This is a genomic window from Amycolatopsis sp. NPDC049159 (assembly GCF_040648295.1).
GTDB classification, from domain to species: domain Bacteria; phylum Actinomycetota; class Actinomycetes; order Mycobacteriales; family Pseudonocardiaceae; genus Amycolatopsis; species Amycolatopsis pretoriensis_A.
The window spans coordinates 66,472-92,825 of the sequence record NZ_JBEZDL010000020.1; the positions used below are offsets into that span (position 1 = coordinate 66,472).

Here is a 26,354-nt window from a genome sequence, read left to right on the forward strand (position 1 = left end):
CTGCCAGTTCGGCTCGGATCGCGGCACAATCGTCCGCATGGACCAGCAGCTCGCCTGCTCGATGGCGGTATCGCGGCATGTGTCCCCCTCGATCATGGGTGAACGGGTCGGCAACTCGATCCGCGAGCCCTTCCATCTGATACACACCGGCGGGGGCCGGCACAAGCCGTCATGAGCGACGCGCTCGGCAAGGCCGTCGCCGCCGCGGATCTCGCCTTCACCGCGCCCGCCAAGGCGCGGGTGCTCGCCGAAGCCGCGCTCGCCGAGGCGGACGGGCGGGCCGAGGCCGCCGCGGTGGCCGAGCACGCGCTCGGGCTCGCCGGGGTGTCCGTGGGCCGGCTGGCCGACGCCGAGACGCGGTTGCGCGCCGCGCTCCGGCTGGCCGACGGGGCCGGGCTGCGGGAGCGGGCCGCGCAGACGCGCGGCGTGCTCGGCTACGTCCTCACGCTCACCGGCCGCACCGCCGAAGCCCTGCGCGAACTCGACCGCGCGATGCCGGAACTGACCGGGCAGGCGTCCGCGCGGCTGCGCATGCAACGGGCCGTCGTGCTCACCGAAATCAGCCGGTTCGGCGACGCCGCCGCGGGGTTCGCGGACGCGCTCGAGACGCTCCGGGCCGCCGGGGGCGACGACCTGATCGAGGCGACGATCCGCACCAACCGCAGCATCGTGCTGGCGCGCCTCGGCGACTGGCGGGGCGCCGAAGACGACCTGCGCCACGCCGAACGCGGGTTCGCCGCGACCGGCCACATCGGACGGACGGCGATGGTGTGGCAGAACCGCGGGCTGGCCGCCACGGTGCGCGGCGACGTCCCCGCCGCGCTGACCGCCTACGACGAAGCCGCCGCCCGCTACCGCGAAGCGGGCACCGATCCCGGGCTGCTGCCCATCGAACGCGCCGAAGCCCTGCTCTCGGTGCGCCTGATCGCCGAAGCGCGCGAAGCGGCGACGGCCGCCGTCGCCGACTACGGACGCCGGCGCAACGCCGTCGACCTCGTGCAGGCGCGGCTGCTGCTGGCGAAAGTCGCGTTGCTCGACGGCGATCCCGGGACGGCGTTGCGCGAAGCTTCGCTGGCGCGGCGGTCCGCGGTGCGGCAGGACCGGCCCGGCTGGGCCGCGCTCGGCGGTTACCTCGCGCTGCGCGCCCGCCGCGACAGCGGCCTGCGGACCGCGGCGATGCTCCGGTCGGGGCAGCGGACGGCGGCGGCGCTGACCGACGCGGGCTGGGTGGTGCCCGCCTTGGACGCGCGGCTGATCGTCGCGGCGCTCGCGCTGGAGCTGGGCCGCGTGGAGATCGCGCGGACCGAGCTGTCCTTCGTCGGCCGCGCCGGGCGCGGCGGGCCGGCCGAGATGCGCGCCCGAGCTTGGCACGCGACGGCGTTGCTGCGGCTGGTGCACGGCGACCGCCGGGGCGCGGACGCCGCGTTGCGCGCCGGGGTCCGGGTGGTCGACCGGTTCCGCGCCGGGCTCGGCGCGAGCGAGCTGCGCGCCCACGCGTCCGGGCACGCGAGCGAGCTGACCGGGCTTGGGTTGCGGCTCGCCGCCGAAGCGGGCCACCCGGAAGCCGTGCTGCGCTGGGCGGAGTGGCGGCACGCCGGTGCGTTGCGGCTGCGGCCCGCCCGGCCGCCGGACGACGAGGGCCTGGCCGCCGACCTCGCGGCGCTGCGCCAGCTCGCCGTCGACCTCGCCACCGGGACCGGCGACCCGCGGACCCTGCTGCGCCGCCAAGCCGAGCTGGAGAAGGCGGTGCGCGACCGCGCCCGGCACGCCGCCGGAGTGTCCACTTCGGACATCCGGGTCCCGTCCCGCGCAGAGCTCGCCGAAGCGCTCGGCCCGGCGACGCTCGTGGAGTACGTGGAGCTGGACGGGCGGCTGAGCGCGCTCGCCGTCACCGGTGGCCGGCTGCGGCGGTACGCGCTGGGCCCGGCGGCCGAAGCCGCGGAACGCCTGGACGAGCTGAGGTTCGCGGTGCGGCGGGCCGCGTTCGGCCTCGGCTCGCCCGGCGGCCTCGTCGAGCGGACCGCCCGCCGGCTCGACGAGCTGCTGCTCGCCCCGCTCCCGCTCGGCGACGGCCCGCTGGTCATCGTGCCGACCGGGCGGCTGCACGAACTGCCGTGGCCGGTGCTGCCGGGCTGCCGCGGCCGTCCGGTGTCGCTCGCTCCGTCGGCGGCGCTGTGGCACCGCGCGGCGACCGCACCGCGGGCCGAGGGCGGCGACCACGTCGTCGTGGCGGGTCCCGGGCTGCCGCACGCCGCGGCCGAGGTGGCCGCGCTGGCCCGCCGCTACCCGGGGGCCCGGCGGTTCACCGGCCGCACCGCGCGGGCCGAGCCGGTGCTCGCCGCGCTCGACGGCGCCGCGCTCGGCCACATCGCGGCGCACGGCCGGTTCCGCACCGACAACCCGCTGTTCTCGTCGCTGCGCCTGGCCGACGGGCCGCTCACGGTGTACGACCTGGAACGGCTGGCCCGCCCGCCCCGCCACGTCGTGCTCTCGGGCTGCGACTCGGGCCGTTCGGCGATCCACGCGGGCGACGAGCTGCTGGGCCTGGCCTCGGCGCTGCTGGCGCTGGGCACGACGAGCCTGGTGGCGACGGTCCTCCCGATCCCCGACGACGCCGGCCGCGCCCTGATGGTCCGCCACCACCGCCACCTCGCGGCCGGCCTGCCCCCCGCCGCGGCCCTCGCCCGCGCCCAGTCGGAGCTGCCCGACTCCCCCGCCGCCACGAGTTACGTCTGCTACGGCGCGGGCTGAGCCAGGCATCATGGAGTCGTGCGGATCACGGCTTGGTGGCGCGGCATCAGCCCGCGGCGACGTCTGATGCTCAGCAGCGTCGCCGTCGTCGTGGTGGCCGTCGTCGCCGCGACCGCCATCGCCACCTCCGGCACCAGGACCGCGCCGGAGGCCGGCACCCCCGACCAGGCCAAGCCCGGCCCGGTGCTGCTCGTCCCCGGCTACGGCGGCGGCCAGGGCGCGCTGGACGAGCTCGCCGCGCGGATCCGGCAGACGACCGGCCGCAGCACCGAGGTGCTCACCCTGGCCGGCGACGGCACCGGTGACCTGGCCGAGCAAGCCGGCGTCCTGGCCGAAGCCGTCGAACGGGCGTACGCGCAGGGAGCGCCTTCGGTCGACGTCGTCGGGTACTCCGCGGGCGGGGTCGTGGCCCGGCTGTGGGTCAGCCGCGAAGGCGGCGACCACCAGGCCCGCCGGGTCGTCACGCTCGGCGCGCCGATGCACGGCACCGGTCTCGCCGCGGCGGGCGGCGCGCTCGTCCCCGGCGGCTGCCCCACGGCGTGCGTCCAGCTGGCGCCGGGCAGCGCCCTGCTGCAGGAGCTCGCGAAGGAGCCGATCCCGGCGACCCTGCCGTGGCTTTCGCTCTGGACCGAGCAGGACGAGACGGTCACCCCGCCGGAGTCCGCCCGGGTCGACGGCGCCGTCAACGTCGCCCTCCAGCAGGTCTGCCCGGGCAACGGCGCCACGCACGGCGACCTGCCCACCGACCCCGCCGTCACCGAAATCGTCCTGCAGGCCCTCGGCACCACGCCGCTCGAAGCGCCCACGGACTGCCTCAGCTCGTGACGTCCTTCGTCGCGAAGTTCGCCCACGCCGCCCCGAAGAACACCACGATGTAGCCGGCCTGCAGCAGCATCCCGTGGTCGATGTTGCGCCACAGCACCGGATCGCGGAAGAAGTCGATCCAGGACAGCCAGTAGTGCGTCGGCAGGTAGGGCTTCACCGACGCCGCCGCGTCCAGCGTCTCCAGCACCGAGCTGGTGATCAGCACGGCCAGCCCGCACAGCGCGGCTCCCAGCGCCGAGTCGCTCACCGTGGACAGGAACATCGTGATCGCGGCGAACCCGAGCATCGACACGACGATGTAGGTCACCGCGCCGAGCAGCCGCAGGCCGAGCCCGGACGAGCTGAGCGACTGCCCCGACAACGACGTCACGCCGGCCGGCTGCCCGCCCGGGCCGGCGACGCCGGGGTTGCCGCCGGTGCCGAACAGGATCACGCCGAGCACCAGCGACGTCAGCACGACGATGACGATCGCCGCGGTCACGTAGACCGCGATCGCGATCATCTTCGCGCTCAGCAACCGGGTCCGGCCGGCCGGGCGCGCCAGCAGGTAGCGCAGCGTGCCACCGGCCGCCTCGCCCGCGATCGAGTCGCCCGCGACCACCGCGACCGCGATCGGCAGGAACAGCGGCAGCACCAGCGCGAGCGCCGCGGCCGGGAACAGCGCGCCGTCGCTGACCACCGCCGACAGGAACGCCCCGCCCTGCCCGGGCGGCGGCGCGAAGTCGGCCGTGGCCAGGAAGACGCCGACGACCGCGGGCAGCAGGCACAGGAGCAGCACGCTGACCCACACGCGCGGGCGCAACGCGAGCTTCCGCAGTTCGACGCCGATCACCCGGCCGCCCCGAACCGGTCCGAGCCCGGACCCGTCACCTCGAGGACCACCTGTTCCAGGGTCCGCTGCTCGGCGTGGATCGACGTCACGCGCACCCCCGCTTCGACGAGCAGCGCGTTCAGCGCCGCCGGGTCGGCGTGCCGGATGACCAGCCGGTCGCCGTCGCGGGCTTCGAGCTGCCCGTCGAGGACCGCGGCCGCCGCGGCGGGGTCCGGCGTCCCGACCAGCACCCGGCCGGTCTCGGCCCGCAGCGCGACCAGGTCCTCCTCCAGCACCAGCCGGCCGCGGTCGACGACGCCGACGCGCGTGCACAGCTGCTCCACCTCGGCCAGCAGGTGACTGGAGAGGAACACCGTGGTGCCGCCCGCGTTCAGCTCGGTCAGCAGCTCGCGGATCTCCTTGATGCCCTGGGGATCGAGGCCGTTCGTCGGCTCGTCCAGGATCAGCAGCCGCGGCTTGCGCAGCAGCGCGCCGGCCAGCCCGAGCCGCTGCCGCATGCCCAGCGAGTACGCCTTGACCGGCCGCTGGTCGACCCCGCCGAGCCCGACCCGCTCGAGTGCTTCGTCGACGCGACGCCGTCGCGTGCGCCGCCCGCCGCCGCGCCCGGCCGCGTCGAGCAGGGCCAGGTTCCGGCGCCCGGACAGGTGCGGGTACGCGGCCGGGCCTTCGACGAGCGCGCCGACCTCGGGCAGCACCTCGGCGACCCGCTTCGGCACCGGCTTGCCGAGCACCTCGATCTCGCCGCTGGTCGCGTAGACCAGGCCGAGCAGCATCCGGACGAGGGTGGTCTTGCCCGAGCCGTTCGGGCCGAGGAAGCCGTAGCGGTCGCCCTCGCGGACGTCGAGGTCGACCGCGTTCACGGCGACCGTGCGCCCGTAGGCCTTGGTGAGCGCGTGCGTGACGATCATCGGCCGCCCCGCCGCAGCCGGGACAGCTCGTCCGCGACGGACTTCAGCACGTCGGCCGTCACCGTCCCGGCCAGCAGGTAGGAGCGGCGGGAGACGGCCGAGCGGACGATCGCCAGCGACAACGGCGTGATCGACAGCTGCACCACGGTCCCGCCGGCCAGCTTGACCTGCACCCCGCCCGCCTTCCCGGCGGCGTCGCCCGCCGCGTTCGCCACCGCGCGCGGCACGGCGATCACCGCGAAGGACGCGAGCCCCTTGCCGTAGAGCGCGGCGCCCTGGACACCCCCGAAGTCCGACGACGTCACCGGCCGCCCGGCGAGCGCCGGGGGCAGCGGCACCTGGTTGAAGGCGCCGAGCGTGTCCGAGACGTCCGGGGCGCTCGCCACGGTGAACCCGGACCCGAGCACCGGCCGCGGCGCCTCGACGACCGGCGTCGTCTGCGCCAGCTCGTGGAACTCGGTGACGAGGATCGGGGCCCGCTGCCCGCGCGCGGTCACCTCGACCCGCACCGGGAGCCCGGTCGCCGGGTCCGCCCAGAGGTCGACCTGGCCGATGGTCGTGTCGGGGTCGGCGGGGACGAGCCGCAGCCCGGACGCGGCGACGCCGGCGACGTTGCGGCCCGGCAGCGCGCTCACCGGGTCGCCCGGCGCGGCGCGCAGGATCCGCCGCGCCAGCTCGGGCGGCAGCAGGTCCCCGGCCCGCGGGAGCCGGACGGCGGGTTCGCCGATCAGCTCGGTCAGCGTGTTGTCGCCGTAGTCCCAGGTGTATTCGCCGTCGGGCTGCCGGTAGAGGTCGTGCTCGCCGGCGGTGCCGAGGATGTCGACGCGGTAGCGGTCGGGCCCGGCGTACCAGACGCGCATCGGCGTCCGCATCGAGAAGAGCGCGGTGACGGCGGCGAGGTTCGGTAGCTCCGGCAGGGCCAGCGAGCCCGCGCTTTCGGCGTACCCCTGGTACGGCCGCCCGGCGGAATCGAGCACCAGTGTGCGCAGCCGGGCCGGGTCCACCGCGGCCCCGGCCGGCGAGAGCGCGGAGACGACCGAGGGCACCGAGACCAGGACGGCGGCCACGGCGGCGACGACGGCCCACCGGCGCCGCTTTTCCCACCGCACCACCGAGGGCGTCATCCGGCATCACCTCTGCGTCCTTTGTACGCCATGGCGGCTAGGGTCGAGGGGTGACGAACCCCGTTCATGCCGCCGTCCTGAGCTAGTCCCGCCCCGGACTTCGCGCCCGCCCGCCCGCTTCGCGGGCTGCTAGACGTGCCCGCGGCAATGAACGGAACCCCTTTCGATGGCTCATCTCGTCATGCCCGGCGAACCCGATCGCCGGTTGTTCTCCCCACCCTCGCGCCCGGCGGTCCCCGCCGGCGACGGCCTGTCCGCCGACGCGGCCCTGCACGCGATGGCCGCCGGCACCGCGCTGCTCTGGCGCGGCACCTACCCGGCCGCGCGGCAGCTGCTCGACGCCGTGCGGCGCAGGCTCCCGGCGCCCCCGCCGGACGACTTCGCCCGCTACCGCGCCGGCCGCGCCCACCGGGCGAAGCTGCTTTCCCTGCTCCACGTCCCCCTCGAGCCGGGCCACGTCGTGCCGCTGCGCCGCGCCCCGGACGTCCGCGCGGCGTGCACCGCCGTCTACGGGCCCCTCGACGTCCCCGCGGCGGTGCCGTTGCGGGAGCTGCTCGGGGTCCTGGGTGCCGCCGAATGGCGCCGGACGGGCATCGCCGTCCCGGCGCTGGACGCGCGGATCCACCCGCACCACGGCGTTTTCGCGCCCCTGCGCCCGGAGTACGTCGACCTGGTGGGAGAAGCGCCGTTGCCGGGCACGGAGCTGGCGTTCGACATCGGCACCGGCACCGGGGTGCTGGCCGCCGTCCTCGCCCACCGCGGCGTCGAGCGGGTGGTGGCCACGGACACCTCGGCGCTCGCGGTCGCCTGCGCCCGGGAGAACCTGACCCGCCTGGGCTTCGGCGCCCGCGCGGAAGTCGTCCGGACGGACCTGTTCCCGCCCGGCCGCGCCCCGCTGGTCGTGGCGAACCCGCCGTGGCTGCCGGGCCGCCCCCGCACCCCGCTCGACCACGCGGTCTACGACCCGGGCCACCGCATGCTGCGCGGCTTCCTCGACCGCGCCCGCCGCCACCTGACCCCGGACGGCGAGGCGTGGCTGGTGCTGTCCGACCTGGCCGAGCACCTGGGCCTGCGAACGCGCGAGGAGCTGCTCGGCTGGATCGAGGCGGCGGGCCTGCATGTGGTGGCACGGACGGGGACGCCGGCCCGGCACCCGCGCGCGCTCGACCCGGCGGACCCCCTGCACCGGGCCCGGGCCGCGGAGATCACGTCCCTCTGGCGGCTCGGCACCGAGCAAATCAGTCCACAGTAGACAAGCCCGCGACCGCCGCCACGGCTTCCCGCGTCTCGCGGACGTTGTGGGCGCGGAACACCGCCGCCCCCGCGTGGGCCGCGATCGCCGTCGCCGCCAGGGTGCCCGCCAGGCGGTCGCGGGCCTCCACGTCGAGGGTCTCCCCGATCAGGTCCTTGTTCGACAGCGCCACCAGCACCGGCCAGCCGGTCGCCACCAGGCGGTCGAAGTGGCGGAGCAGCGAAAGGCCGTGGCGGGTGCTCTTGCCGAAGTCGAACGTCGGGTCGACGAGCACCCCGCCGCGCGGGACGCCCGCGGCGACCGTCCGCTCGGCCGCCGTCGTCAGCTCGGCGACGACGTCCGCGACGACGTCGTCGTAACGCGGCCAGAACGGGCGGTCCGGGGTCGGCGCGGGGTACGGGTCGGTCCGCAGCGGCATGCCGCCGACGTGGGAGCAGACGTAGCCCGCGCCGAACTCGGCGGCGATCTCGACCAGTTTCGGGTCGGCGCCGGCCCAGGTGTCGTTGAGCAGGTCGGCGCCGGCCTCGCAGACCTGGCGGCCGACCTCGTGCCGCCACGTGTCGACGCTGATCACCAGCCCCGGGTGGCGCTCGCGCACCTCGGCGACGAACGGGACCACGCGCCTGCTCTCTTCGTCGACGTCGATCTCGGGGCCCTCGCCCGCCTTGACGCCGCCGATGTCCACGATGTCGGCACCGGCCGCGACCGCGCGGTCCACGGCTTCGCGGGCCGCGTCCTCGGCGAAGGTCGCGCCCTTGTCGTAGAACGAGTCGGGCGTGCGGTTCACGATGGCCATGACCAGCGCGCGGTCGCCGGGCATGCGGCGGCCCCGGAAGACCACCTCCGGCCGGTGTGACGTCATGCTCTTCACCTTGCCAGGTCACGGCTGGGTCCGAAACGCCGCTCCCGGGGTCCCGCGCCGGTTATCCTCGGCGCAAACCGAGCAGGGGGAACCATGAGCACGACCAGCGAGGGCCCGGCCCGCAGCGAAGCCGAGGCGATGATCGCCGAAGCCAAGAAAGCCCTGTGGGTGATGGTGGGCCTGCTCGCCGTGCTGTGGGCGGTGCAGATCTTCAACTCGCTCGGCGACTACGACCTGAGCCAGGAGTTCGGCATCGAGGCGCGCGACCCGGCGTCGCTGCCGGAGATCTTCAGCGCGCCGTTCATGCACTCCAGCTGGGGCCACATCGAAGGCAATTCGGGCCCGCTGTTCGTGTTCGGCTTCCTCGCCGCCTACCGCGGGGTGAAGAAGTGGCTCGGCGTGAGCGTGCTGATCATCGTCGCGAGCGGCCTCGGCGTCTGGTTCACCTCGCCGTCGGACTCGATCACGGTCGGCGCCAGCGGCCTGGTGTTCGGCTACTTCGGCTACATCATCGTGCGCGGCCTGTTCGACCGGCACCCGATCGACATCGTGATCGGGCTCGTGATGGCGTTGTGCTTCGCCTACCAGTTCACGTCGCTGCTGCCCACCGACGAGCGGGTCAGCTGGCAGGGCCACCTGTTCGGGTTCGCCGGCGGCATCATCGGCGGCTGGCTGTTCCGCGACAAGCGGCCCAAGGCGGTCGCCGCCCCCGACCCGGCGACCGCCCTGCTCCCCAAGGACCTCAGCTAGGCGGTTCGAGCTCCGCCTCGACGACGATCGCGACGTACCGGCCGATCATCGCGCGCGGCGCCTTCACGCCGAGCGGCGCGCGGTCGAGCGTCCCCGTCGCGCGCACCCGCGTCCCGTCGGCCTCGACGGCGAGCGTCAGCGGGCACGACGTCCCGCGCAGCCGCAGCTCGCCGGTCACTTCCCAGCCCTCGCCGTCGCGCCGGACGCCGGCGGCCGTGAACGTCAGCTCCGGGTGGGCACCGCTGTCGAGCAGGTGCGGCTTCCGCAGGTCGGCGTCGCGGCGGGCGTTCTTCGTGTCGACCGCGCCGAGGTCGAGGTCCGCGCGGACGGCGGTGACCCCGCCGCCGGTCACCTCGACGGCACCCGCGCGGACCGGGATGGTGCCGCGCACGCGGTTGAACCCGAAGTTGCGGACCTCGAACGACGCCGTCGCCGTGCGGACGGTCCACGTCCCGGCACGCAGCGCGGGGGCCGTGCGCGGGCTCATCGCGCACCCGCCGGGGCCGGCAGGGCGGCGTGCAGCACGCGGTGGACGTCGACGCGGTCCGGGCCGGGCAGCAGCGCGGGGTCCTCGCCGGGCAGCAGTTCGGTGGCCATGATCGCGTCCTGGACGGTCTCGATCGTCGCCATCGACGCGGAGAGGGCCACGACGACCAGCGACCGGTCTTCGCCGAGCAGGGTGTAGGTCGTCCCGACGCCTTCGATGTCGCGGACGGCGGGCCAGATCCGCTCCCGGCCCGCGCGCAGCTCGGCGGCCGACTGCTCGGCGCCGCGGGGCCCGTCGAACCAGGTGAGCTGGGCGTAGGCGGCCGCGGCGGACGCCGAATGCGCGTCGGTGACCCGGTAGACGCCGGAGTCGAGCCAGGTCGTCCCGGCGGGCCGCCGGGATGCGGCTTCGGTCGCGGCGGCGGCGTCGGGCCAGAAGGTGACGACGGCGCCGGCGAGGCCGCCGAGCTGGGTGAGCGTGCAGGTGCCGAGGGCGTCCGGGCCCGGCTCCTCGGTCCCGAGTGGACCCCGGAACTGGTGGATGGCGGCGTGCATGGGGTGCTCCTTCCGCTGGTCGACGTGGTGTCAGCGACTCTCGCCCCGCGCCGCGTCCGGGACATCAGTGCCAGTACGGAGACGGGCACTGAAACCGGGTGCGCGGGGGATACTGCTCGGGTGACGCGCAGCGAGCCGTTCGTCGGGCGGGCCGGTGCCGCGGCCGACCTGCGCGCCTGGCTCGCGGCGGCGGCCGCGGGCACCGGCGCGCTGGTGCTCGTCGGCGGCCCGGCGGGGATCGGCAAGTCCCGCTTGGTCGAAGCGGTCACGGACCGCGAAGCCGTCTGGGGCCGGTGCGTCGACGACCCGGGCGCGCCGCCGCTGTGGCCGTGGCGCCGGGTCCTCCAGGCGCTGCCGGAGGTGGACGCGGAAGTCTCCCGCGCGCTGGCCGACCTGGACGACCGCGACGGCGCCGACCTGGTCGCGGCCCGGTTCCGGTTCGTCGCGGTGGCCGTCGACGCGCTGGTCGCCGCGGCCGGGCCGGGCGGTCTGGTCGTCGTCCTCGAAGACGTCCACTGGGCCGACGAAGCTTCGCTGCGGCTGCTGCGGCACCTCGCGGGCGAGATCCGGCGCTCGCGCCTCGCCGTCGTCGCGACCTACCGGGACACCGGCTCGCTCGCCGACGTCCTGCCGGACCTGCTCGGGCGGCCCGGGACGGAAAGCCTGCGCCTGGACCCGCTGACCGAACCCGACGTCCGGGCCTACCTCGCCGAGGTCGGCCGGGCCGCCGTCGACGCCGCCGACGCGCTGCGGCGCTCGGGCGGGAACCCGCTCTACCTCAAGGCGGTCGCCCGCTCCTCGGCGACCGGCGGCGGCGAGGCGGAACTGCGGCACCTCGTCCGCACCACCGTCGCCGGGCTCGACGCTCGCGCGCGTGAACTGCTGGCGATCGCGTCCGTGCTCGGCGAAGAGGTCGACGCGCACGTCGTCGCCGAGGTCGCCGGGCAGCCGCCGGACGACGTCGTCCCGGCGCTCGACCGCGCGGTGCGCGCCGGGGTGCTGCTGCCCGCCGACGCCGGGTCGCGGCGGTTCGCCCACGCCGTCGTGCGCGACGGGATCTACGCCGACCTCGACCAGGGCGTCCGCGAGCAGCTGCACGCCCGGACGGCGGCCGCGCTGGAGCACCGCGCCGACCCCGGGGTCGTGGCCGGGCACTGGCTGCGTTCGGCGGCGACACCGGACGCGCTGACCCGGGCGGCCGGCTGGGCGGAAGCGGCGGCGCGGGACGCCACCCGGGCGCTCGCCTTCACCGAAGCCGCGCGTTTCCTTTCCGTCGCGCTCGGCTGCCGTCGTCGCGCGGGCCTGCGCGACGGGCTCGCCGCCCTGCTCGTCGACCTCGCGACCGCCGAATACCGCGCGGGCCGGTTCGGCCGCGCCTTCGGGCACGCGCGCGAGGCCGCCGGGCTGACGTCGGACCCGGCGCTGATCGCCGCCGCGGCGCTCGTCGTCCGGGACACGTCGGCACCCGACCTGCTGCCCGGGATGGCGGAGCTCACGGCGTCCGCGCTGGCGGCGCTCGGCCCCGGCGCGGACCCGGCGGTCCGGGCGAAACTGCTCGCCCAGTCCGCGGCCGTGGCGGCCGACTACGGGCGGGCGACCGAAGCCGTCGAGACCGCCGACGAGGCCATGGCACTGGCGGAACTCTCCGGCGACCAGGAGGCGCGGCTCGACGCCGTCCGCGCCCGGCTGAAGATCCGCCCGACGGAGCTGCCGCTGGCCGAACGGCTGCGGCTCGGCGCGCTCGCGGTGGCGCTGGGCGGCACCGGACGGCCACTGGTGGCGCTGTGGGGCCACAAGTGGCGGCTGGACGCGGCGTTCGAGGTCGGCACCGTGCCCGTCGTCGACGCCGAGCTGACCGCGATCTCCGCGCTCGCCGCGACCACCCGGCTGCCGCTGATCCGCTGGCACGAGCTGCGGCTGCGGGCATCGGTCGCGGCCTACCGCGGCGCGTTCGCCGAGGCCCGCGCGCAGAACCGGCTCGCGAGCGAGCTCGCGGCGGCGGAACTGGCCGAAGACCGCTCCGCGGCCGGGATGTCCTTCGCGTTCGCGCAGCAGTTCGCCGACGTGGTGGGCGACCCGGCCGAGCTGCCCGCCGGGTACGGGGAGCTGCTGGCGATCGCGCCGCCGTTGCCGATCACGATCGTCTCCCGCCCGCTCTGCGCCCTGCTCGACGGCCGCCGCGACGAAGCGCGGGCCGCGTACGACGCCCTGCGCCCGCGCCTGCGCGACCCCGACTTCATCGGCCAGTCACCGGGCATCGGGCCCAACCTGCTGCCGCTGCTCGAAGAGTTCGAAGACGTCGAGACCGCGGAGTGGCTCGCCAAGCAGCTGGCCGACGCGCCCCCGGTCGGCTCCGCCGGCGCGGGCACGTTCTGCTCCGACTGCTCCAGCAGCTGGTCCGCCCGCCTGGCCGCGCTGCTCGGGCGGCCCGACGAAGCCGTGCCGCTGTTCGAGGAAGCGATCGCGTGGGACGCGCGGCTCGGCGCCCGGCCCTACGTCGTGCACAACCGCGTCCGCCTGGCGGCCGAGCTCGTCGTCCTCGGCGACTTCCCGCGCGCGGGAAGTCGCGCCCGCCAGGCGGCGGAGGAAGCCCGGCGGCTCGGGATGCCGGGCTGGCTGCGGCGCGCCACGGAGCTGCTCGACCGGGCGCGAACCGGTGGCGACCCGCTGACCGGGCGCGAGCGGGAGATCGCGGTCCTCGTCGCCGGCGCGCTGAGCAACCGGCAGATCGCCGGCCGGCTGGTGCTGTCCGAGCGCACGGTGGAGAGCCACGTCCGCAGCGTCCTGGCCAAGCTGGGCCTGGCCAACCGGACCGAGGTGGCGGCCTGGGCGCACCGCCGGGGGCTCACCGCGGGCTGACGGCGAACCGGCCCGGATCGAAGTCGGGCCTCGCGCGTGGCCGGGCCGCGGCCCGACGTCCGTGCCACGGGTCCGGTCGGCGACCGCTCGGGCGGCCTCCCCTGGGATCGCGGGCGCGCCGGACCGGCACGAACGGCGTCGACGTCCGCGGGAGCCGGCTGGAGGTCCTCGGGCAGGAAGATCTCCAGGACTTCCCCGGAGTCCTCCGCGGCGCGCATGCGGCTGCGCCGGCGTCCGTGCCACCCGGCGGGGCCCGCGATGTCCGCGCCTCACGCCGGATCTCGCACCCGGCGGCTCCGGCACGGCGAGCCCGCGGCCGCGGGGGTCGACCCGGTACCGCCGGGCAAGCCGTCCCGTCGCGAACGGCACGGCGCCGAGGCTGACCGCGTCCGGGCACCCGCTGTGAGGTCGCTGTGCATCCGGCTCCGCGCGCTGCCGATCCGGCCGCGGTGTGGTGATCTGGAGAGGTGGCGATCAAGGTTCTCCGGCTGGCCGCGCTGGCCGCGGCGGCGGTGCTGGTGCTGGGCACCGGCCTGGCCGTCGGCGCGGACACGACCGCCGACGACGCCTACGCCGCGGGCTCGCCCGCGCCCGCCGGAACCACCGTTTCGGCGGTACCGGCGAAAACCGTTTCCCCGGTCGGCGCATTGTTCGCGAACGGCAGCCATTTCTGCTCGGCGAGCGTCGTCCACTCCGATTCCGGGGATCTGGTGCTGACGGCCGCGCACTGCGTCCAGGACGGAATGTCGTTCGCCCCCGGTTACGCCGGTGGTGCGGCGCCGCTGGGAATGTGGCCGGTCACGAAGGTCACCGTCGCGGACGGCTGGACTTCGTCGGCCGACCCGGATCTCGATTTCGCGTTTCTCACCGTTGCGCAGCCCGGGAACCCGGCTTCCCTGGAAAGCCTCACCGGCGCGAACGCACTCGGCGTGAATCGCGGGTTCGACCACCGGATCACCCTCACGGGCTACCCCGACACGGCCGATTCCGCGGTCGTTTGCGACGGCACGAGCACCCGCTCGGACACCTACCAGCTGCGGATCGCCTGCCCCGGTTTCCCCGACGGGACCAGCGGCGGCCCGTGGGTGACCGGCGGCGAGGTCGTCGGCGTCATCGGCGGTTACCAGCTGGGCGGCGACACCCCGGACGTCTCCTACAGCGCGTACTTCGACGACGACATCGCGAAGCTCTACGCCACGGCCACGGGCTGAAAACGCGGACCGGGCCCGTGTCCCTGGCGGAGGACACGAGCCCGGTTCACCTCTCGCGAACCCTCAGCAGGTCACGATGAGCCCGGTGAGCGCCGAGCACGTCTTCGACGCGCTGTCGTTGGCGGGGTTGGGATCGGTCGGCGAGCTCGCCGTCCGCTGCGCCGTCGTGGTGTACGAGCCGAGCGCGAGCAGGCCGCCGTTCGTCGAGAACTTCGCCGTCGCCGAGGCGCCGCTGGCCAGGGTCGCGACGTCGCAGTTCACGTTCCGGGTGGTGCCGACGTGGACGCAGCCGGTGCCGCCGGCGTAGGACAGGGCCGAGGCGTACGTGGCCCCGACGCGGATCCCGGTCGCGGTGGCCGGGCCGTTGTTCGTCACGGTCACGGTGTAGTCGATGCGCGCGTTCAGCCCGCCGTGCCCGGTCGCGGCGAGCGCGACCTTGACGTCGGCCTGGGTCGACGGCTGGCCGACGGTGATGACCGGCCCGTCCAGGGTCTCGAAGGAGTAGTTGTCCCCGACGAACTGGTGCTGCAGCGTGAACTGCCCGGGCGCCGCGGTGTCCTTGACGCGCAAGGTCCACACCGTGGTCTTCGTGCCGCCCGCCTCGAGGTCGCCGAACGCGGCGCGGTAGCTGCTGCCGGCCTGGAAGCAGCCGACCGCCGTAGTGTTGGTGCAGGAGACGACGTCGACGACGTCGGTGATCGCGGTCGGGTTTCCGTAAATGGCACCCTTCGCGAAAGTCACCGTGAAATCGCGGTCGTTGTGAATGGTTTGCGTGATGGTGAACGTCTGCCCCGGCAGCACCGTGGTGGCGCTCACGGAGACGGCGCTCGTCGGCGTGTCCGCCTGCGCGGCGGGTGCGATTGCGAAAAACGCCGTGGCCAGTGCGGCCACCGCGGACAGGATCGTGGTCCGTCGCCAGCTTCGTTGCATAGTCGTGTTCTCACTGTTCGGGTCCGGGAATACCGCTCTGACGGGTGGCGCGTGGTCTTTTCGGGGACGTCCGACGCTGATCAGTCGCCCCGATCCCGGAATTCGTTACCGCCCCCTGTCCGCCTTTACCACCGTCCGGCCGCGGCGCGGCACCGCCATCAGGAGGGACGCCAGCGGCCGTTCATCTCACCCGGACGGGGTGGCGGGCCCGGCAGATCCGGGCCGCCGGCCGCCAGCCCCTCGACGAGCATCGCGAGGTAGCGCCGCCGCAGCTGCGTGGTGCGCTCGTGGTCGTCGACGCGGATGGCCGCGCAGCACTCGAGGACCATGCCGAGGTCTTCGGCGACGGCGTCGTGGCGCAGGCGCCCGCTCTCGCGCGCCCGCTCGACCAGATCCCTCGTCAGCTGGTTCGCGCGCTGGGCGTCCGCGCCCATGTCGGGCGTGGGGGTGAAGGTGCCGGCGAGGTGCACGGTCAGCGAGTGCACGTCGGCGTCCACGACCCGGCCGAGGAAACCGGTCAGCGCCGCCCAGCCGTCGGGCTCCCCGGCGGCGGCTTCGGCTTCGCGGATGTAGGTGCGGAGGCCGTCGTGGCAGAGCCGGCAGAGCAGCACCTCCTTGCTCGGGTACCGCCGGTAGAGCGCGCTGATGCCGACGCCGGCGCGCTCGGCCACGTGCGAGATCGGCGCCTTCGGGTCGACGAGGAAGACCTGGCGGGCGGCATCGAGGATGACGACGTCGTTGCGGGCGGCCTGGCCGCGGCGGCCGGGCAGGGCTGTCTCGGGCATGGGCCGAGATTACCACTGGAACGGATCGTTCCGCTCTGCTACAGTTCGGAACGAAGCATTCCGTTCCAACCTTTCGAGGAGCCAGCCATGACCGTCCGCCCCTTCCGCGCCGAGATCCCCCAGCACCGGCTGGACGACCTGGAGAGCCGCCTGCGCGGAGCGCTGTGGCCGGACGACCTGCCCGCCGAGTACGGCGTCACGAACGAGCGGGTCCGCGCGCTGGCCGAGCACTGGCTGAGCGGCTTCGACTGGCGGGCGTTCGAGGCGCGGCTGAACGCGTACCCGCAGTTCCTGACGGAGATCGACGGCGAGACCATCCACTTCCTGCACGTCCGCTCGTCGCGGGCGGACGCGACGCCGCTGGTGCTGACGCACGGCTGGCCGGGCTCGATCGCGGAGTACCTGGACGTGATCGGCCCGCTGACCGAGCCGGAGTCGGCCGACCAGCCGGCGTTCCACCTGGTGATCCCGTCCCTGCCGGGCTTCGGCTTCTCGGGCCCGACGAAGTCCGCGGGCTGGGGCACCCACCGCACCGCGGCGGCGTGGGCCGAGCTGATGAGCCGCCTCGGCTACGAGTCGTACGGCGCGGCGGGCAACGACGCGGGATCGATGATCTCGCCGGAGATCGGCAGGCTGGCGCCGGAGAAGGTCGTGGGCGTGCACGTCACGCAGCTGTTCTCGTTCCCGTCCGGCGACCCGGCCGAGATGGCGGACCTGAGCGAAGCCGACCAGGCCGCGCTGGCGCACTTGCAGTGGTTCTACGACACCATGTTCTCGTTCAACTCGCTGCACAGCCAGCAGCCGCACACGCTGGCGTTCGCGCTGGCGGACTCCCCGCTCGGCCTGCTGGCGTGGAACGCCCAGCTGTTCGGCGAGCACCTGGACGCGGACTTCGTCCTGGCGAACGTGGCCCTGTACTGGCTGACCGGCACGGCCGGTTCGTCGATCCGGTTCTACTACGAGGACGCGCACTCGACGGCCCACCCGGAGGGCCCCACGACGGTCCCGACGGCCCTGGCGATGTTCGCGGGCGACTTCCAGTCGATCCGCCGGTTCGCCGACCGCGACCACGCGAACATCGTGAGCTGGAACGCCTACGACACCACGGAAAAAGCAGGCGGCCCCCGAGACGCGGCCGGCCACTACTCGGCCCACGAAGCCCCGGAGGTCCTGGTGGCGGACATCCGCCAGTTCTTCGCGAGCCTCCGCCCCCAGACGTCGTGGCCGATCCTGACCCAGTCCCACGACGCCCTCCGCACGGCGATCGAGGGCGTCACGGACTGGACGGCCCCGACCCCGTGCGCGGCCTGGAACACGACCCAGGTCCTCCAGCACGCAGCCGGCGACCAGCTCGGCTACGCGGCGTTCATCACGGGTTCGGGCGGCCCGGACTTCGACCCGTTCTCCCCGTCGGGTGCTCTGGCGGGAAAGCCGTCGGACTTCTTGGAGCCCACGCTGACCGCAGCCGCGGCGGCCTTCGCGACGGTGAGCCCGGAGGCAACCGCGGTCCCGACCCCGCTCCCCCAAGGCGCCCTGCCTGCCGCCGTCGCGGCAGGCGCCGCAGCCCTGGACGCGGCGGTCCACGCCTGGGACATCGCGAAGGCGTCGGGCCAGAAGTCCCCGCTGACCCCGGAGCTGGCGGAGTCGCTGCTCCCGGTGGCGAAGCAGCTGGCCGAGCCCCTGCGCGGCTTCGCCTACGCGGCAGCGTTGGAGGGCCGGCCCACCGACGACGCGGTTTCGACCCTGCTGCGCTACCTGGGCCGCAACCCGGAGTGGACCGCCTGACGGCAACGCGGGGGCCCGCCACCACTGACGGGCCCACATGCCCCTCCCGCCTCCCAGCCGCCCAACCCGGCCGAGGCGCCGGCCGCAGAGAGTCAGCCGGCCCCGTTCCCCGACCGGCCGGCCCGCCCCACCACTCCAGCTGCCCAGCCCGGCCCAGGCACCCACCGCAGAGACTCGGCCCGCCCATTCCCCAACCGGCCGCCCCCCGCTCCGGCATCCCCGCCCCGCCACGGCACCAACCGCACAAGCTCAGCCAGCCCGTCCCCGACCGGTCGAGCCACTGCCTCCACCAACACAGGCTCAGGCCACCCCGCCCCCAACCGGTCGAGCCACTGCCTCCACCGCATCCCCACCCCGCCGGGACGCCGGCCCCAAGTTCAGCCAGCACTATCCCCCGGACCGACCGACCGACCGGCCCACCGCCCCGTCACTCCCGCATCCCACCCCACCGAGGTACCAGCCACACAAGCTCAGCCCGCCCTATCCCCGACCAGCCGACCCACCGCCCAGAAGCCCAACCCAGCCGAGACGGCGGCCGGCCCCAAACCGGCCGGCCCGCGTCCCCACCAGCCAGCCCACCGCCCCGATAGCCCCGACCACCGGGCGCCCCTTCCCGCCACCCAACCCACCGCCCAAGCCCGCCAGGACGCCGGCACCATCCGCCCAACCCCGTTCCGCAGCCCACCCAGCGACCACCCCAGCGCGAGACCGAGCCCGCCGGCAGACCACCGCCGTGGCCCGCCGGCGGACTCACGCACGCGAAGCCCCCACCCCGCGCCAGAGTCCACCCCCGCAACCCCCAGTCCCTGAAGCCAGCCCCCAGCTCCCACACCAGGTCCACCCCCGGAAACCCAGCCACACCAACCCACCCCGGCAGCCGAACCCCCGCCGTCCCGCCATCCACCGACAAAACCGGGAACCCGCAAACCCGTCCTTCGTCGCCTCCCCACACCGGCACCCCCTCGGTACCGTGAGCCGCATGATGCGCAAGGCGGTTGCTGTCCGGCGAGAGGAGATCGTCAAAGCCGCGCTCCAGCAGATCCGCGAGCGAGGGATCGCCGGCGTCCGAGCCGCCGACGTGGCCAAAGCTCTCGACGTCAGCACCGCGCTGGTCTTCTACCACTTCGGCACCCTCGAAGCCCTCATCATCGAAGCCTTCCGCCAAGCCACCGAAACCGCCCTCGCCACTCTCCGCGACGAACTGAACCGGGGCGGCAGAGTCGAAACCCGCCTCAACGCCGTCCTCACCCTCTACGGCCCCACCAACCCCGCCCACAACTGGCAGCTCTGGATCGAAGCGCAAGCCGCCGCCATGCGGGACCGAGAACTACGAGCCGTCCTGCAACGGCTCGACAAAAGATGGCGGGACGCCGTCGTCGCGCTGATCACCGAAGGCGTTGCCGCCGGGGTCTTCACATGCGAAGACCCGCACGGCGCCGCGTGGCGGCTCACGAGTTTGCTCGACGGGCTGGCTGTCCAGGTAGTCGCCCGGACCGGGACCGTCACCGAGGCAGACTGCGCCCGCTGGGTCGGACAAGCCGTCGCACGGGAACTCGGCTCGTGACCGCCCTGCTCGAAGTCGCCTGGACCGATCCGTCACCGGTTGCCGCGGGTACCTCGTGATCGACCGGCTCGTGCGGGGCGTCGCCAGCGGGGGCCTCCGGATGCGCCGCGGCTGCAGCCTCTTCGAAGTCCGCGGCCTGGCCCGCGGCATGACGCTCAAAGAGGGCCTCAACTACGACCCGGCCGGCCGGTACGTCCCCCTCGGCGGCGCCAAGGGCGGCATCGACTTCGACCCGTACGACGAGCGCGCCCGCGACGTCGTCGCGCGCTACCTGCACGCCATGAAGACCTGGGCCTGCGCCAGGACGTCATCGACGGCGTCATCGCCGAGATCGGGCTGCTCAGCCCCGTCCAGGCCGTCTACCCGCTGCTCGAAGACCGCGAAGCGGCGACGGCCCGGCTCGCCGACGCCTTCCGGATCGAAGTCGGCGGGCTGGGGCTCGACGAGCTGGTCGGCGGCCTCGGCGTCGCGCAAGCCACGCTGATCGGGCTCGAACTGCTCGGCCACACCGGGCCGCGCCGGGCCGTCGTGCAGGGGTTCGGGTCGATGGGCGGGGCCACCGCCCGGTTCCTCGCCGAGGCCGGGCTGCCGGTCGTCGGGGTCTCGGACGTCCGCGGGGTCATCGCCAACCCCGCCGGGCTCGACGTCGAACACCTGCTGCGGCACCGCGACCGCTTCGGCGGGATCGACCGCGACCACCTCGAGCCCGGCGACGAGCTCCTGCCGCCGGAAGCGTGGCTGGACGTACCGGCCGAAGTGCTGGTGCCGGCCGCGATCTCCTACTGCGTCGACAGCGACAACCAGGCCCGGATCGGCGCGGAACTCGTCGTCGAGGCCGCGAACATGCCCGTCACCGCGGACGCCGAAGCCCGCCTCGACGCCCGCGGCATCCCGGTGGTCCCGGACTTCGTGGCCAACTCGGCGACCAACTCCTGGTGGTGGTGGACGCTCTTCGGCGATGTCGGCGCGGACGCCGGTGAGGCGTTCGACAAGGTCCGCGGCCCTGCGGCTGTCCGAACGGAACCTGGAGGCCATCCAGGTCCGGTACGGCGCGGGAACGAATCCGCCCGCAAAGTAGTTGAGCGTTGCATGAAACTCGGCATCTACAGCTTCGGCGACCGCACGCCGGACCCGCACACCGGCGACCAGCCGTCCGTCGCGCGGACGCTGGCCAACACCCTCGAGCGGATCAAGCTCGCCGACGAGCTGGGCCTCGGCTTCTACGGCCTCGGCGAACACCACCTCGACCAGTACGCGATCTCGAACCCGGGCACCGTCCTGGCCGCCGCGGCGAGCGTCACGAACCAGATCACGCTGAGCTCCGCCGTGACCGTCCTCAGCACCGAGGACCCGGTCCGGGTCTACCAGCAGTTCACCACGCTCGACCAGCTCAGCCACGGCCGCGCCGAGCTGCTCGCCGGGCGCGGGTCGTTCACCGAGTCGTTCCCGCTGTTCGGCAACGACCTCGGCGACTACGACGACCTGTTCGAAGAGAAGCTCGCACTGCTGCTGCGCATCGACCGCGAAGACCCGCTGACCTGGTCGGGCAAGTTCCGCCCGCCGCTGGACAACGCGCGGATCCTGCCGCGCCCGTACAACAGAAGGCTGCGCATCTCGATCGGCACCGGCGGCAACCCCGAGTCGTCGATCCGCGCCGGGCTGCTCGGCCTGCCCGTCGTGTACGCGGTGATCGGCGGTCGTCCCGAGCGCTTCGCCCCGCTCGTCGACCTCTACCGCCAGGCCGGTGAGGCCGGTGAGCACGAGCGCGAAGACCTGCACGTCACCATGGGCGCGATCGGTTTCCTCGCGCCGAACTCGCAGGACGCCAAGGAAACGTTCTACCCGTACTGGCTCGAGACCATGAAGTACGGCGCCCGCGCCCGCGGCTGGGCCGTCCCGACCCGCGCCGAGTACGACCAGTACACCCACGAAGCCCAGGCCTTGTTCGTCGGCAGCCCGCAGGAGATCGCCGAGCGGCTGATCGAGGTCGGCAAGCTGACCGGCGCCGACCGCTACGCGATGCAGATGGACTGGTCCGGCGTCCCGCACGCCGAAGTCATGAAGGCCGTCGAACTGCTGGGCACCGAGGTGCTTCCCCTGGTGGAAAAGGAGTTCTAGACGTCGTTCGCGGCGATGTAGCCGAAGGTCATCGCCGGGCCGATGGTCGACCCCGCGCCGGCGTAGCTGTGGCCCATCACCGCCGCGCTCGCGTTGCCGGCCGCGTACAGGCCGGGGATCACCGTGCCGTCCGGGCGCAGCACGCGCGCCCGGGCGTCCGTGCGCATGCCGCCCTTCGTGCCGAGGTCGCCGGGAACGATCCGCAGCGCGTAGTACGGCGGCGCCCACAGCGGCGCGAGGCAGGAGTTGGGCAGCACCAGCGGATCCGTGTAGTAGTGGTCGTACGCGCTCGCGCCGCGGTGGAAGTCGGTGTCCACGCCGGACCGGGCGAGCCCGTTGAACCGGTCCACAGTGGACTTCAACGCGGCGGGCGGCACGCCGATCTGCGTGCCGAGACCCTGGATCGTCGACGCCTTGAACACCGCGCCCGCCGCGTACCACGAGTCCGGGAACGGCAGCAGCGGCAGGAGGTCGCGGAACAGGTACCGGTTCCGGTAGTTCTGGTCGACGATCAGCCACGCGGGGATGTCCGGCGCGGCCGGGTTCTTGTCGTACATGGTGTGCACGACGTCGCTGTAGGGCCCGGCTTCGTTGACGAACCGCTGCCCCGCCTGGTTGACCAGCAGCCCGCCGGGCAGGGTCCGCTCGGCCAGGCAGAAGTACGGGTCGCCGGGCACCGGGATGGCCGGGCCCCACCACGCGTCCTCCATCAGGTCGAGCGCGGCGCCGGCGCGCTGGCCGGCGCGGATGCCGTCGCCGGTGTTCTCCTTCGCGCCGACCGTCCAATCCGTACTGATCGGCTGACGCTGGTACTGCGCGCGCATGCCGGCGTTGTGCTCGAACCCGCCCGTGCCGACGATCACGCCGCGCCGCGCCCGGACCAGCCCCTGCGGCACCAGAACCCCGGTGACCGCGCCAGCTTCGATGTTCAGGTCGACGAGCGGGGTGTTCAGCCACACCGGCACGTTCGCCGCGAGCAGCCCGGCCCGCAGCCCGGCGGCGAGGGACTGCCCCATGGTGAGCGGCTTCTGCCCGGCGATCGCGGCAGCCGTGCCGCGGGCCAGGCAGGCGGCGGCGACCGCGGCACCCTTGGCGTTGACCGCGGCGAGGTTGAGCCACTTGTAGTCCGCGCTGAACACGACCATCCCGGCGGGCGTGGCCAGGTAGGGCGGGTTCAGGTGCGCCAGTTCCGCGCCGAGGAGGTTGCCGTCGAACTGGTCCGGCTCGATCGAGCGCCCGTTCGGCAGCCCGCCGGGGAGCTCCGGGTAGTAGTCGCTGTAGCCGTCCATGAACCGGAACCGCAGCGGGCTGTTCGCCAGCACGAACGAGATCATCGCGGGACCGTTGCGCAGGAACGCTTCCTGGCGCGCAACCGGCACATCGGGCCCGACGACGGCGGCGAGGTACTGCGCGGCCTTCGCCGGCGTGTCCGGAACACCGGCGGCGAGCAGCACGGGGTTGTTCGGGATCCAGATGCCGGCGCCGGAGCGGGCCGCGGAACCGCCGAACGTCGGCGCCTTCTCGAGCACGACGACGCTCAGCCCGCGCTTGGCGGCCGTCAGCGCGGCGGTCATGCCCGCCGCGCCGGAGCCGACCACGACGACGTCGTACTCGCCCACCTGCGCCGCGTTCGCGGGTGAAGGCGCGGCGAGCGCGGACGTCGTCGCGAGGCCGACGCCGGCCGCGGTGCCGCGCAGGATCTGGCGGCGGGTCAGGTCGGCATCCATGGCGCACTCCTCGCTCGCGGAACGGCGAAGGTCATCGTGTCGGCACCGCCTCGAAACTGGAACATGTTCTACCCGCTTGGAGCAGCCGCGGCCGTCGCCGTTCGACCGGTGGCCCCAACCCGTGACGACATTCGCCGCAAGCGAAGTTGACGACTGTCTCAACTTACGGCTAACTTGAGGACAGTATCAAGTTCCGCTCACCTGGAGGTTCCCCTTGACCAAAGTGATCGCCGTCCTGGGCGTCGGCCCCGGGCTCGGCCTGTCGATCGCCCGCCGCTTCGGCCGCGAAGGCTTTACGACGGCGCTGGTTTCCCGCACCGCCACGCGGCACGACACCTACCGCGAGGCACTGGCCGGGATCCCCACGCACACCTACACCGCCGACGTCACCGACGAAGCGCAGCTCCGGGACGTACTGGTCCGGATCACCGCCGACGCCGGCGAGATCGACACGGTGTACTTCGGCCCGGCCGACGCGACCGCCGGCCCGGGCATCAAGCCGCTCACCGAAGCCGGCCCCGAGGACCTGCGCACGCCGTTCGAGAACTTCATGCTCCCGGCCGCGAACCTGGTGCGAGCGGCGCTGCCGCCGATGCTGGAACGCGGCTCGGGCGCCCTGCTCTTCGCCGGCGGCCTGAGCGGCAAGCACCCGATGCCGATGCTGGGCACCCTCGCCCCGGCGTCGGCGGCGCTGCGCATGTACGTCCTGACGCTGCACGCGGCCCTGCGCGAAAAGGGCATCTACGCCGGCACCCTCACGATCGGCGGCCTCATCGAGCGCGGCGACATCCACCGCGTGTTCACTTCGCAGGACCACGGCTTCACCGCCGGGACGCTGAACCCGGACGACATCGCCGACAAGGCGTGGTCGCTGTACACCGAGCGGACCGAAGCCGAAGCGGAGTTCAACGCGATGGCCGCGGTCTAAGCCAGGTAACCGAGTTCCGGGTGGGCGGCGGTGTACGCGTCGAGCAGCCGCCGCGCCACCGAGACCGAGTCGATCAGCGGGTGCAGCGCGAACGCCCGCAGCGCCGCCTCCCGCGAACCGGTCGTCGCCGCCTCCAGCACCGCGCGCTCGACGGCCTTGATCGCCGTCACCAGGCCCAGTGCGTGGCCGGGCAGCGGCGAGACGGCGAGCGGGTGCGCGCCGTTCGCGTCGACGACGCACGGTACCTCGACGACCGCGTCTTCCGGCACGCCCGGGAGCGCGGTTCCGTTGCGCACGTTGAGGATCAGGTTCGCGCGTTCGCCGAACGCGATGGCGCGCATCAGCGCCAAGGCGACGTTCTCGTAGCCGCCGCCCTCGAGGTCGTCGCGCTCGCCGTCTCGCGTTTCAGCCATATAGGTAGCTTCCCGCTCCAAGCGCGTGCGGTCCCACGACGCCAGCGAGGGTTCCGCGTAGAAATCCCGTTGCTGCTCGAGGAGAAGCGCGCCGCGGGACGCCGAGCCGGCCGCCTCCCGCGCGAAGTAGTAATAGTGCAGGTACTCGTTCGGCACGGCCCCGAGCGCGCGCAGCCAGGGCACGCCGAAGAGCTTCCCCTCCTCGAACGACTCCAGCGCCCGGGCGTCGGCGAGCAGCCGCGGCAGCACGTCCTCGCCGCCGACGCGGACCGCGCGCAGCCAGCCCAGGTGGTTGAGGCCCGCGTAGTCGAACCACGCCGTCGCCGGGTCGATGCCGAGCGCGCCGGCGACGCGGCGGCACAGCCCCACCGGCGAATCGCAGATGCCGATGACCCGGCCGCCGAGGTGCGCGGCCATCGCTTCGGTGACCAGGCCCGCCGGGTTCGTGAAGTTGATGACCCACGCGCGGGGCGCCAGCTCGCCGATCAGCCGCGCCAGCTCGACCGCGACCGGAACCGTCCGCAGGCCGTAGGCGATCCCGCCCGCGCCGACGGTTTCCTGGCCCAGTACGCCTTCCGCGTGCGCGAGCTGTTCGTCCAGCCGCCGGCCGCGCAGCCCGCCGACCCGGATGGCGGAGAACACGAAGTCCACATCGGACAGTGCGGTGGCGAGCTCGGTCGTCACCCGAACCCGCGGCGCGCCGGGCACCCCGGCGGCCTGTTCGGCGAGCACCCGTTCGATCGCGGCGAGCCGCCCGGCGTCGACGTCGTGCAGCACCAGGTCCGTGACGCCGCCGTCGCGCAGCAGCGCGCCGTGCACCAGCGGTACGCGGAACCCGCCGCCGCCGAGGATCGCGAGCCTCACCGCAGCACCTCGACCCCGGCGTCGGCCAGCCTGGCGCAGGTCGGTCCGTCGGCCCCGGCGCTGGTGACGACGACGTCGAGCGCGTCCGGCCCGCAGACCTTCGCCAGGCCGGTCCCGGGGAACTTGCCCGCGTCGGCGAGCAGCACCACCCGGTCCGCCGCGGCGACCATCGCGCGCTTCACCGGCACTTCGACGACCGTCGAGTCCATCACGTGGCCGTCGCCGCGGACACCGCTCGCGCCGAGGAACACGGTGCCGGCGCGCACCTGGCGCAGCGCGTCCTCGGTCAGGAACCCCACCATCGAGTGCTGCCCGCGCCGGACGACGCCGCCGAGCAGGACGAGTTCGACGTCGACGGCGTCCTTCAGCTCTTCGTAGACGGCGAGGCTGCTGGTGATCACGGTCAGCGCGCGGTCGCGCAGGTGCCGCGCCAGCCGGTGTGCGGTGGTGCCGACGTCGAGGAGCACGGTGTCGCCGTCGGCGACCAGCGCGGCCGCGCGCCGGGCGACGGCTTCCTTCTCGTCGGCGTGGTCGGCGGCGGGCGCGAACGGCTCGCCGTCGCCGGCCGCCGCCATCGCGCCGCCGTGGACCCGGGTCAGCCGGCCTTCGCGGTCGAGCCGCACCAGGTCGCGGCGCACGGTGGCGTGGCTGACGCCGAGCCGCTCGGCCAGCACGCCGACCGGCGCCGGGCCCTCCGCGCGGAGGGCCCGCAGGATCAGCTCGTGGCGCCGCTGGGGCAACATCCGGCGACCATAGCAGTCAAACTCGCGCACTTCCCGGTCAAGAATGCGCAGATCTTGCGAAAACTGCGTGGTTGACGCACTC

The 26,354-nt window shown here is 74.2% G+C and carries 23 protein-coding genes and 2 pseudogenes; 13 read left to right on the forward strand and 12 right to left on the reverse strand.

All coding sequences use genetic code 11. The features are described from left to right. The first annotated feature begins 37 nt into the window (after window positions 1-37). The 3 genes from AB0B33_RS32860 to AB0B33_RS32870 are packed head-to-tail and all read left to right on the forward strand — an operon-like array spanning window position 38 to window position 3,576. Entirely contained in the window at window positions 38-175 is a 138-nt protein-coding gene (locus tag AB0B33_RS32860; RefSeq protein ID WP_247014139.1) for a hypothetical protein, read from the forward strand. Next, window positions 172-2,751, forward strand: a complete 2,580-nt coding sequence (locus AB0B33_RS32865) for a CHAT domain-containing protein (RefSeq protein ID WP_360778905.1) — start codon at window positions 172-174, stop codon at window positions 2,749-2,751. Before AB0B33_RS32860 ends, AB0B33_RS32865 begins: the two co-directional genes overlap by 4 nt. Window positions 2,752-2,769: 18 nt before the next feature. After that, window positions 2,770-3,576, forward strand: coding sequence for a lipase (locus AB0B33_RS32870; RefSeq protein ID WP_360778908.1), 807 nt, complete (start codon window positions 2,770-2,772; stop codon window positions 3,574-3,576). Here the strand turns inward: AB0B33_RS32870 and AB0B33_RS32875 are convergent. From AB0B33_RS32875 to AB0B33_RS32885, 3 genes are read right to left on the reverse strand one after another with little or no spacing between them, the layout of a single operon-like run. Continuing rightward, window positions 3,566-4,408 (reverse strand): ABC transporter permease, encoded by an 843-nt coding sequence (locus AB0B33_RS32875; protein ID WP_247014145.1) that lies wholly within the window; start codon window positions 4,406-4,408, stop codon window positions 3,566-3,568. The genes AB0B33_RS32870 and AB0B33_RS32875 overlap by 11 nt on opposite strands. Further along, window positions 4,405-5,316: an ABC transporter ATP-binding protein gene (locus AB0B33_RS32880; RefSeq protein WP_360778912.1), complete on the reverse strand. Its 912-nt coding sequence runs from the start codon at window positions 5,314-5,316 to the stop codon at window positions 4,405-4,407. The genes AB0B33_RS32875 and AB0B33_RS32880 overlap by 4 nt, the downstream gene beginning before the upstream one ends. After that, complete coding sequence (locus tag AB0B33_RS32885; protein WP_360778915.1) at window positions 5,313-6,440, reverse strand: hypothetical protein; 1,128 nt, start codon at window positions 6,438-6,440, stop codon at window positions 5,313-5,315. The genes AB0B33_RS32880 and AB0B33_RS32885 overlap by 4 nt, the downstream gene beginning before the upstream one ends. Window positions 6,441-6,606: 166 nt before the next feature. Between AB0B33_RS32885 and AB0B33_RS32890 the strand changes: the two genes are divergently transcribed. Then, a complete protein-coding gene (locus tag AB0B33_RS32890) occupies window positions 6,607-7,692 on the forward strand; it encodes a class I SAM-dependent methyltransferase (RefSeq protein WP_360778918.1) in 1,086 nt (361 codons plus the stop codon). Here AB0B33_RS32890 and folP read toward each other — a convergent pair. Next, complete coding sequence (gene folP / locus AB0B33_RS32895) at window positions 7,679-8,554, reverse strand: dihydropteroate synthase (RefSeq protein WP_360778921.1); 876 nt, start codon at window positions 8,552-8,554, stop codon at window positions 7,679-7,681. The genes AB0B33_RS32890 and folP overlap by 14 nt on opposite strands. 93 nt (window positions 8,555-8,647) lie before the next feature. On the opposite strand from folP, the gene AB0B33_RS32900 reads away from it, so the two are divergent. Then, window positions 8,648-9,304 carry a rhomboid family intramembrane serine protease gene (locus tag AB0B33_RS32900; protein ID WP_247014154.1) on the forward strand — a complete coding sequence of 219 codons (657 nt, stop codon included), beginning with the start codon at window positions 8,648-8,650 and terminating at the stop codon, window positions 9,302-9,304. On the opposite strand, the gene AB0B33_RS32905 is transcribed toward AB0B33_RS32900, so the two are convergent. Both AB0B33_RS32905 and AB0B33_RS32910 read right to left on the reverse strand, forming a co-directional pair. Then, window positions 9,297-9,791: a YceI family protein gene (locus AB0B33_RS32905; RefSeq protein WP_360778924.1), complete on the reverse strand. Its 495-nt coding sequence runs from the start codon at window positions 9,789-9,791 to the stop codon at window positions 9,297-9,299. The genes AB0B33_RS32900 and AB0B33_RS32905 overlap by 8 nt on opposite strands. Continuing rightward, window positions 9,788-10,345: a hypothetical protein gene (locus AB0B33_RS32910; RefSeq protein WP_360778928.1), complete on the reverse strand. Its 558-nt coding sequence runs from the start codon at window positions 10,343-10,345 to the stop codon at window positions 9,788-9,790. The genes AB0B33_RS32905 and AB0B33_RS32910 overlap by 4 nt, the downstream gene beginning before the upstream one ends. A 120-nt stretch (window positions 10,346-10,465) precedes the next feature. Here AB0B33_RS32910 and AB0B33_RS32915 point away from each other — a divergent pair, with 120 nt between their 5' ends. Further along, a complete protein-coding gene (locus AB0B33_RS32915; protein ID WP_360778931.1) occupies window positions 10,466-13,204 on the forward strand; it encodes an AAA family ATPase in 2,739 nt (912 codons plus the stop codon). Between the two features lie 467 nt (window positions 13,205-13,671). After that, entirely contained in the window at window positions 13,672-14,415 is a 744-nt protein-coding gene (locus AB0B33_RS32920) for a serine protease (protein WP_360778932.1), read from the forward strand. A 63-nt stretch (window positions 14,416-14,478) separates the two neighbouring features. On the opposite strand, the gene AB0B33_RS32925 is transcribed toward AB0B33_RS32920, so the two are convergent. Continuing rightward, entirely contained in the window at window positions 14,479-15,306 is an 828-nt protein-coding gene (locus tag AB0B33_RS32925) for a hypothetical protein (protein WP_360779251.1), read from the reverse strand. A 197-nt stretch (window positions 15,307-15,503) separates the two neighbouring features. Beyond that, on the reverse strand, window positions 15,504-16,130 hold the full coding sequence (locus AB0B33_RS32930; RefSeq protein WP_247014163.1) for a TetR/AcrR family transcriptional regulator: 627 nt from the start codon (window positions 16,128-16,130) through the stop codon (window positions 15,504-15,506). An 87-nt stretch (window positions 16,131-16,217) separates the two neighbouring features. Between AB0B33_RS32930 and AB0B33_RS32935 the strand changes: the two genes are divergently transcribed. The 3 genes and pseudogenes from AB0B33_RS32935 to AB0B33_RS32945 all read left to right on the forward strand — a co-directional run. After that, window positions 16,218-17,915 (forward strand): alpha/beta fold hydrolase, encoded by a 1,698-nt coding sequence (locus AB0B33_RS32935; protein ID WP_360778936.1) that lies wholly within the window; start codon window positions 16,218-16,220, stop codon window positions 17,913-17,915. A gap of 979 nt (window positions 17,916-18,894) precedes the next feature. After that, on the forward strand, window positions 18,895-19,479 hold the full coding sequence (locus AB0B33_RS32940) for a TetR/AcrR family transcriptional regulator (RefSeq protein ID WP_360778938.1): 585 nt from the start codon (window positions 18,895-18,897) through the stop codon (window positions 19,477-19,479). 70 nt (window positions 19,480-19,549) lie between these two features. Next, a pseudogene (locus AB0B33_RS32945) lies at window positions 19,550-19,681 on the forward strand (glutamate dehydrogenase); the annotation flags it as partial. Between the two features lie 65 nt (window positions 19,682-19,746). On the opposite strand, the gene AB0B33_RS32950 reads toward AB0B33_RS32945, so the two are convergent. Further along, window positions 19,747-19,986, reverse strand: a complete 240-nt coding sequence (locus tag AB0B33_RS32950) for a hypothetical protein (RefSeq protein ID WP_360779279.1) — start codon at window positions 19,984-19,986, stop codon at window positions 19,747-19,749. On the opposite strand from AB0B33_RS32950, the pseudogene AB0B33_RS32955 reads away from it, so the two are divergent. Together AB0B33_RS32955 and AB0B33_RS32960 are read left to right on the forward strand one after the other, a co-directional pair. After that, a pseudogene (locus AB0B33_RS32955) lies at window positions 19,975-20,340 on the forward strand (glutamate dehydrogenase); the annotation flags it as partial. The gene AB0B33_RS32950 and the pseudogene AB0B33_RS32955 sit on opposite strands and share 12 nt — an antisense overlap. Window positions 20,341-20,568: 228 nt before the next feature. Further along, entirely contained in the window at window positions 20,569-21,597 is a 1,029-nt protein-coding gene (locus tag AB0B33_RS32960) for an LLM class flavin-dependent oxidoreductase (protein WP_360779254.1), read from the forward strand. Here AB0B33_RS32960 and kstD read toward each other — a convergent pair. Then, window positions 21,594-23,324: a 3-oxosteroid 1-dehydrogenase gene (gene kstD / locus AB0B33_RS32965; protein WP_360778942.1), complete on the reverse strand. Its 1,731-nt coding sequence runs from the start codon at window positions 23,322-23,324 to the stop codon at window positions 21,594-21,596. The two genes, AB0B33_RS32960 and kstD, sit on opposite strands and share 4 nt — an antisense overlap. Before the next feature lie 223 nt (window positions 23,325-23,547). On the opposite strand from kstD, the gene AB0B33_RS32970 reads away from it, so the two are divergent. Continuing rightward, window positions 23,548-24,252, forward strand: coding sequence for an SDR family NAD(P)-dependent oxidoreductase (locus AB0B33_RS32970; RefSeq protein ID WP_360779257.1), 705 nt, complete (start codon window positions 23,548-23,550; stop codon window positions 24,250-24,252). On the opposite strand, the gene AB0B33_RS32975 is transcribed toward AB0B33_RS32970, so the two are convergent. Both AB0B33_RS32975 and AB0B33_RS32980 read right to left on the reverse strand, forming a co-directional pair. Continuing rightward, a complete protein-coding gene (locus tag AB0B33_RS32975) occupies window positions 24,249-25,529 on the reverse strand; it encodes a 6-phospho-beta-glucosidase (RefSeq protein WP_360778944.1) in 1,281 nt (426 codons plus the stop codon). The two genes, AB0B33_RS32970 and AB0B33_RS32975, sit on opposite strands and share 4 nt — an antisense overlap. Then, entirely contained in the window at window positions 25,526-26,272 is a 747-nt protein-coding gene (locus AB0B33_RS32980; RefSeq protein ID WP_360778946.1) for a DeoR/GlpR family DNA-binding transcription regulator, read from the reverse strand. Before AB0B33_RS32980 ends, AB0B33_RS32975 begins: the two co-directional genes overlap by 4 nt. Window positions 26,273-26,354: the final 82 nt, after the last annotated feature.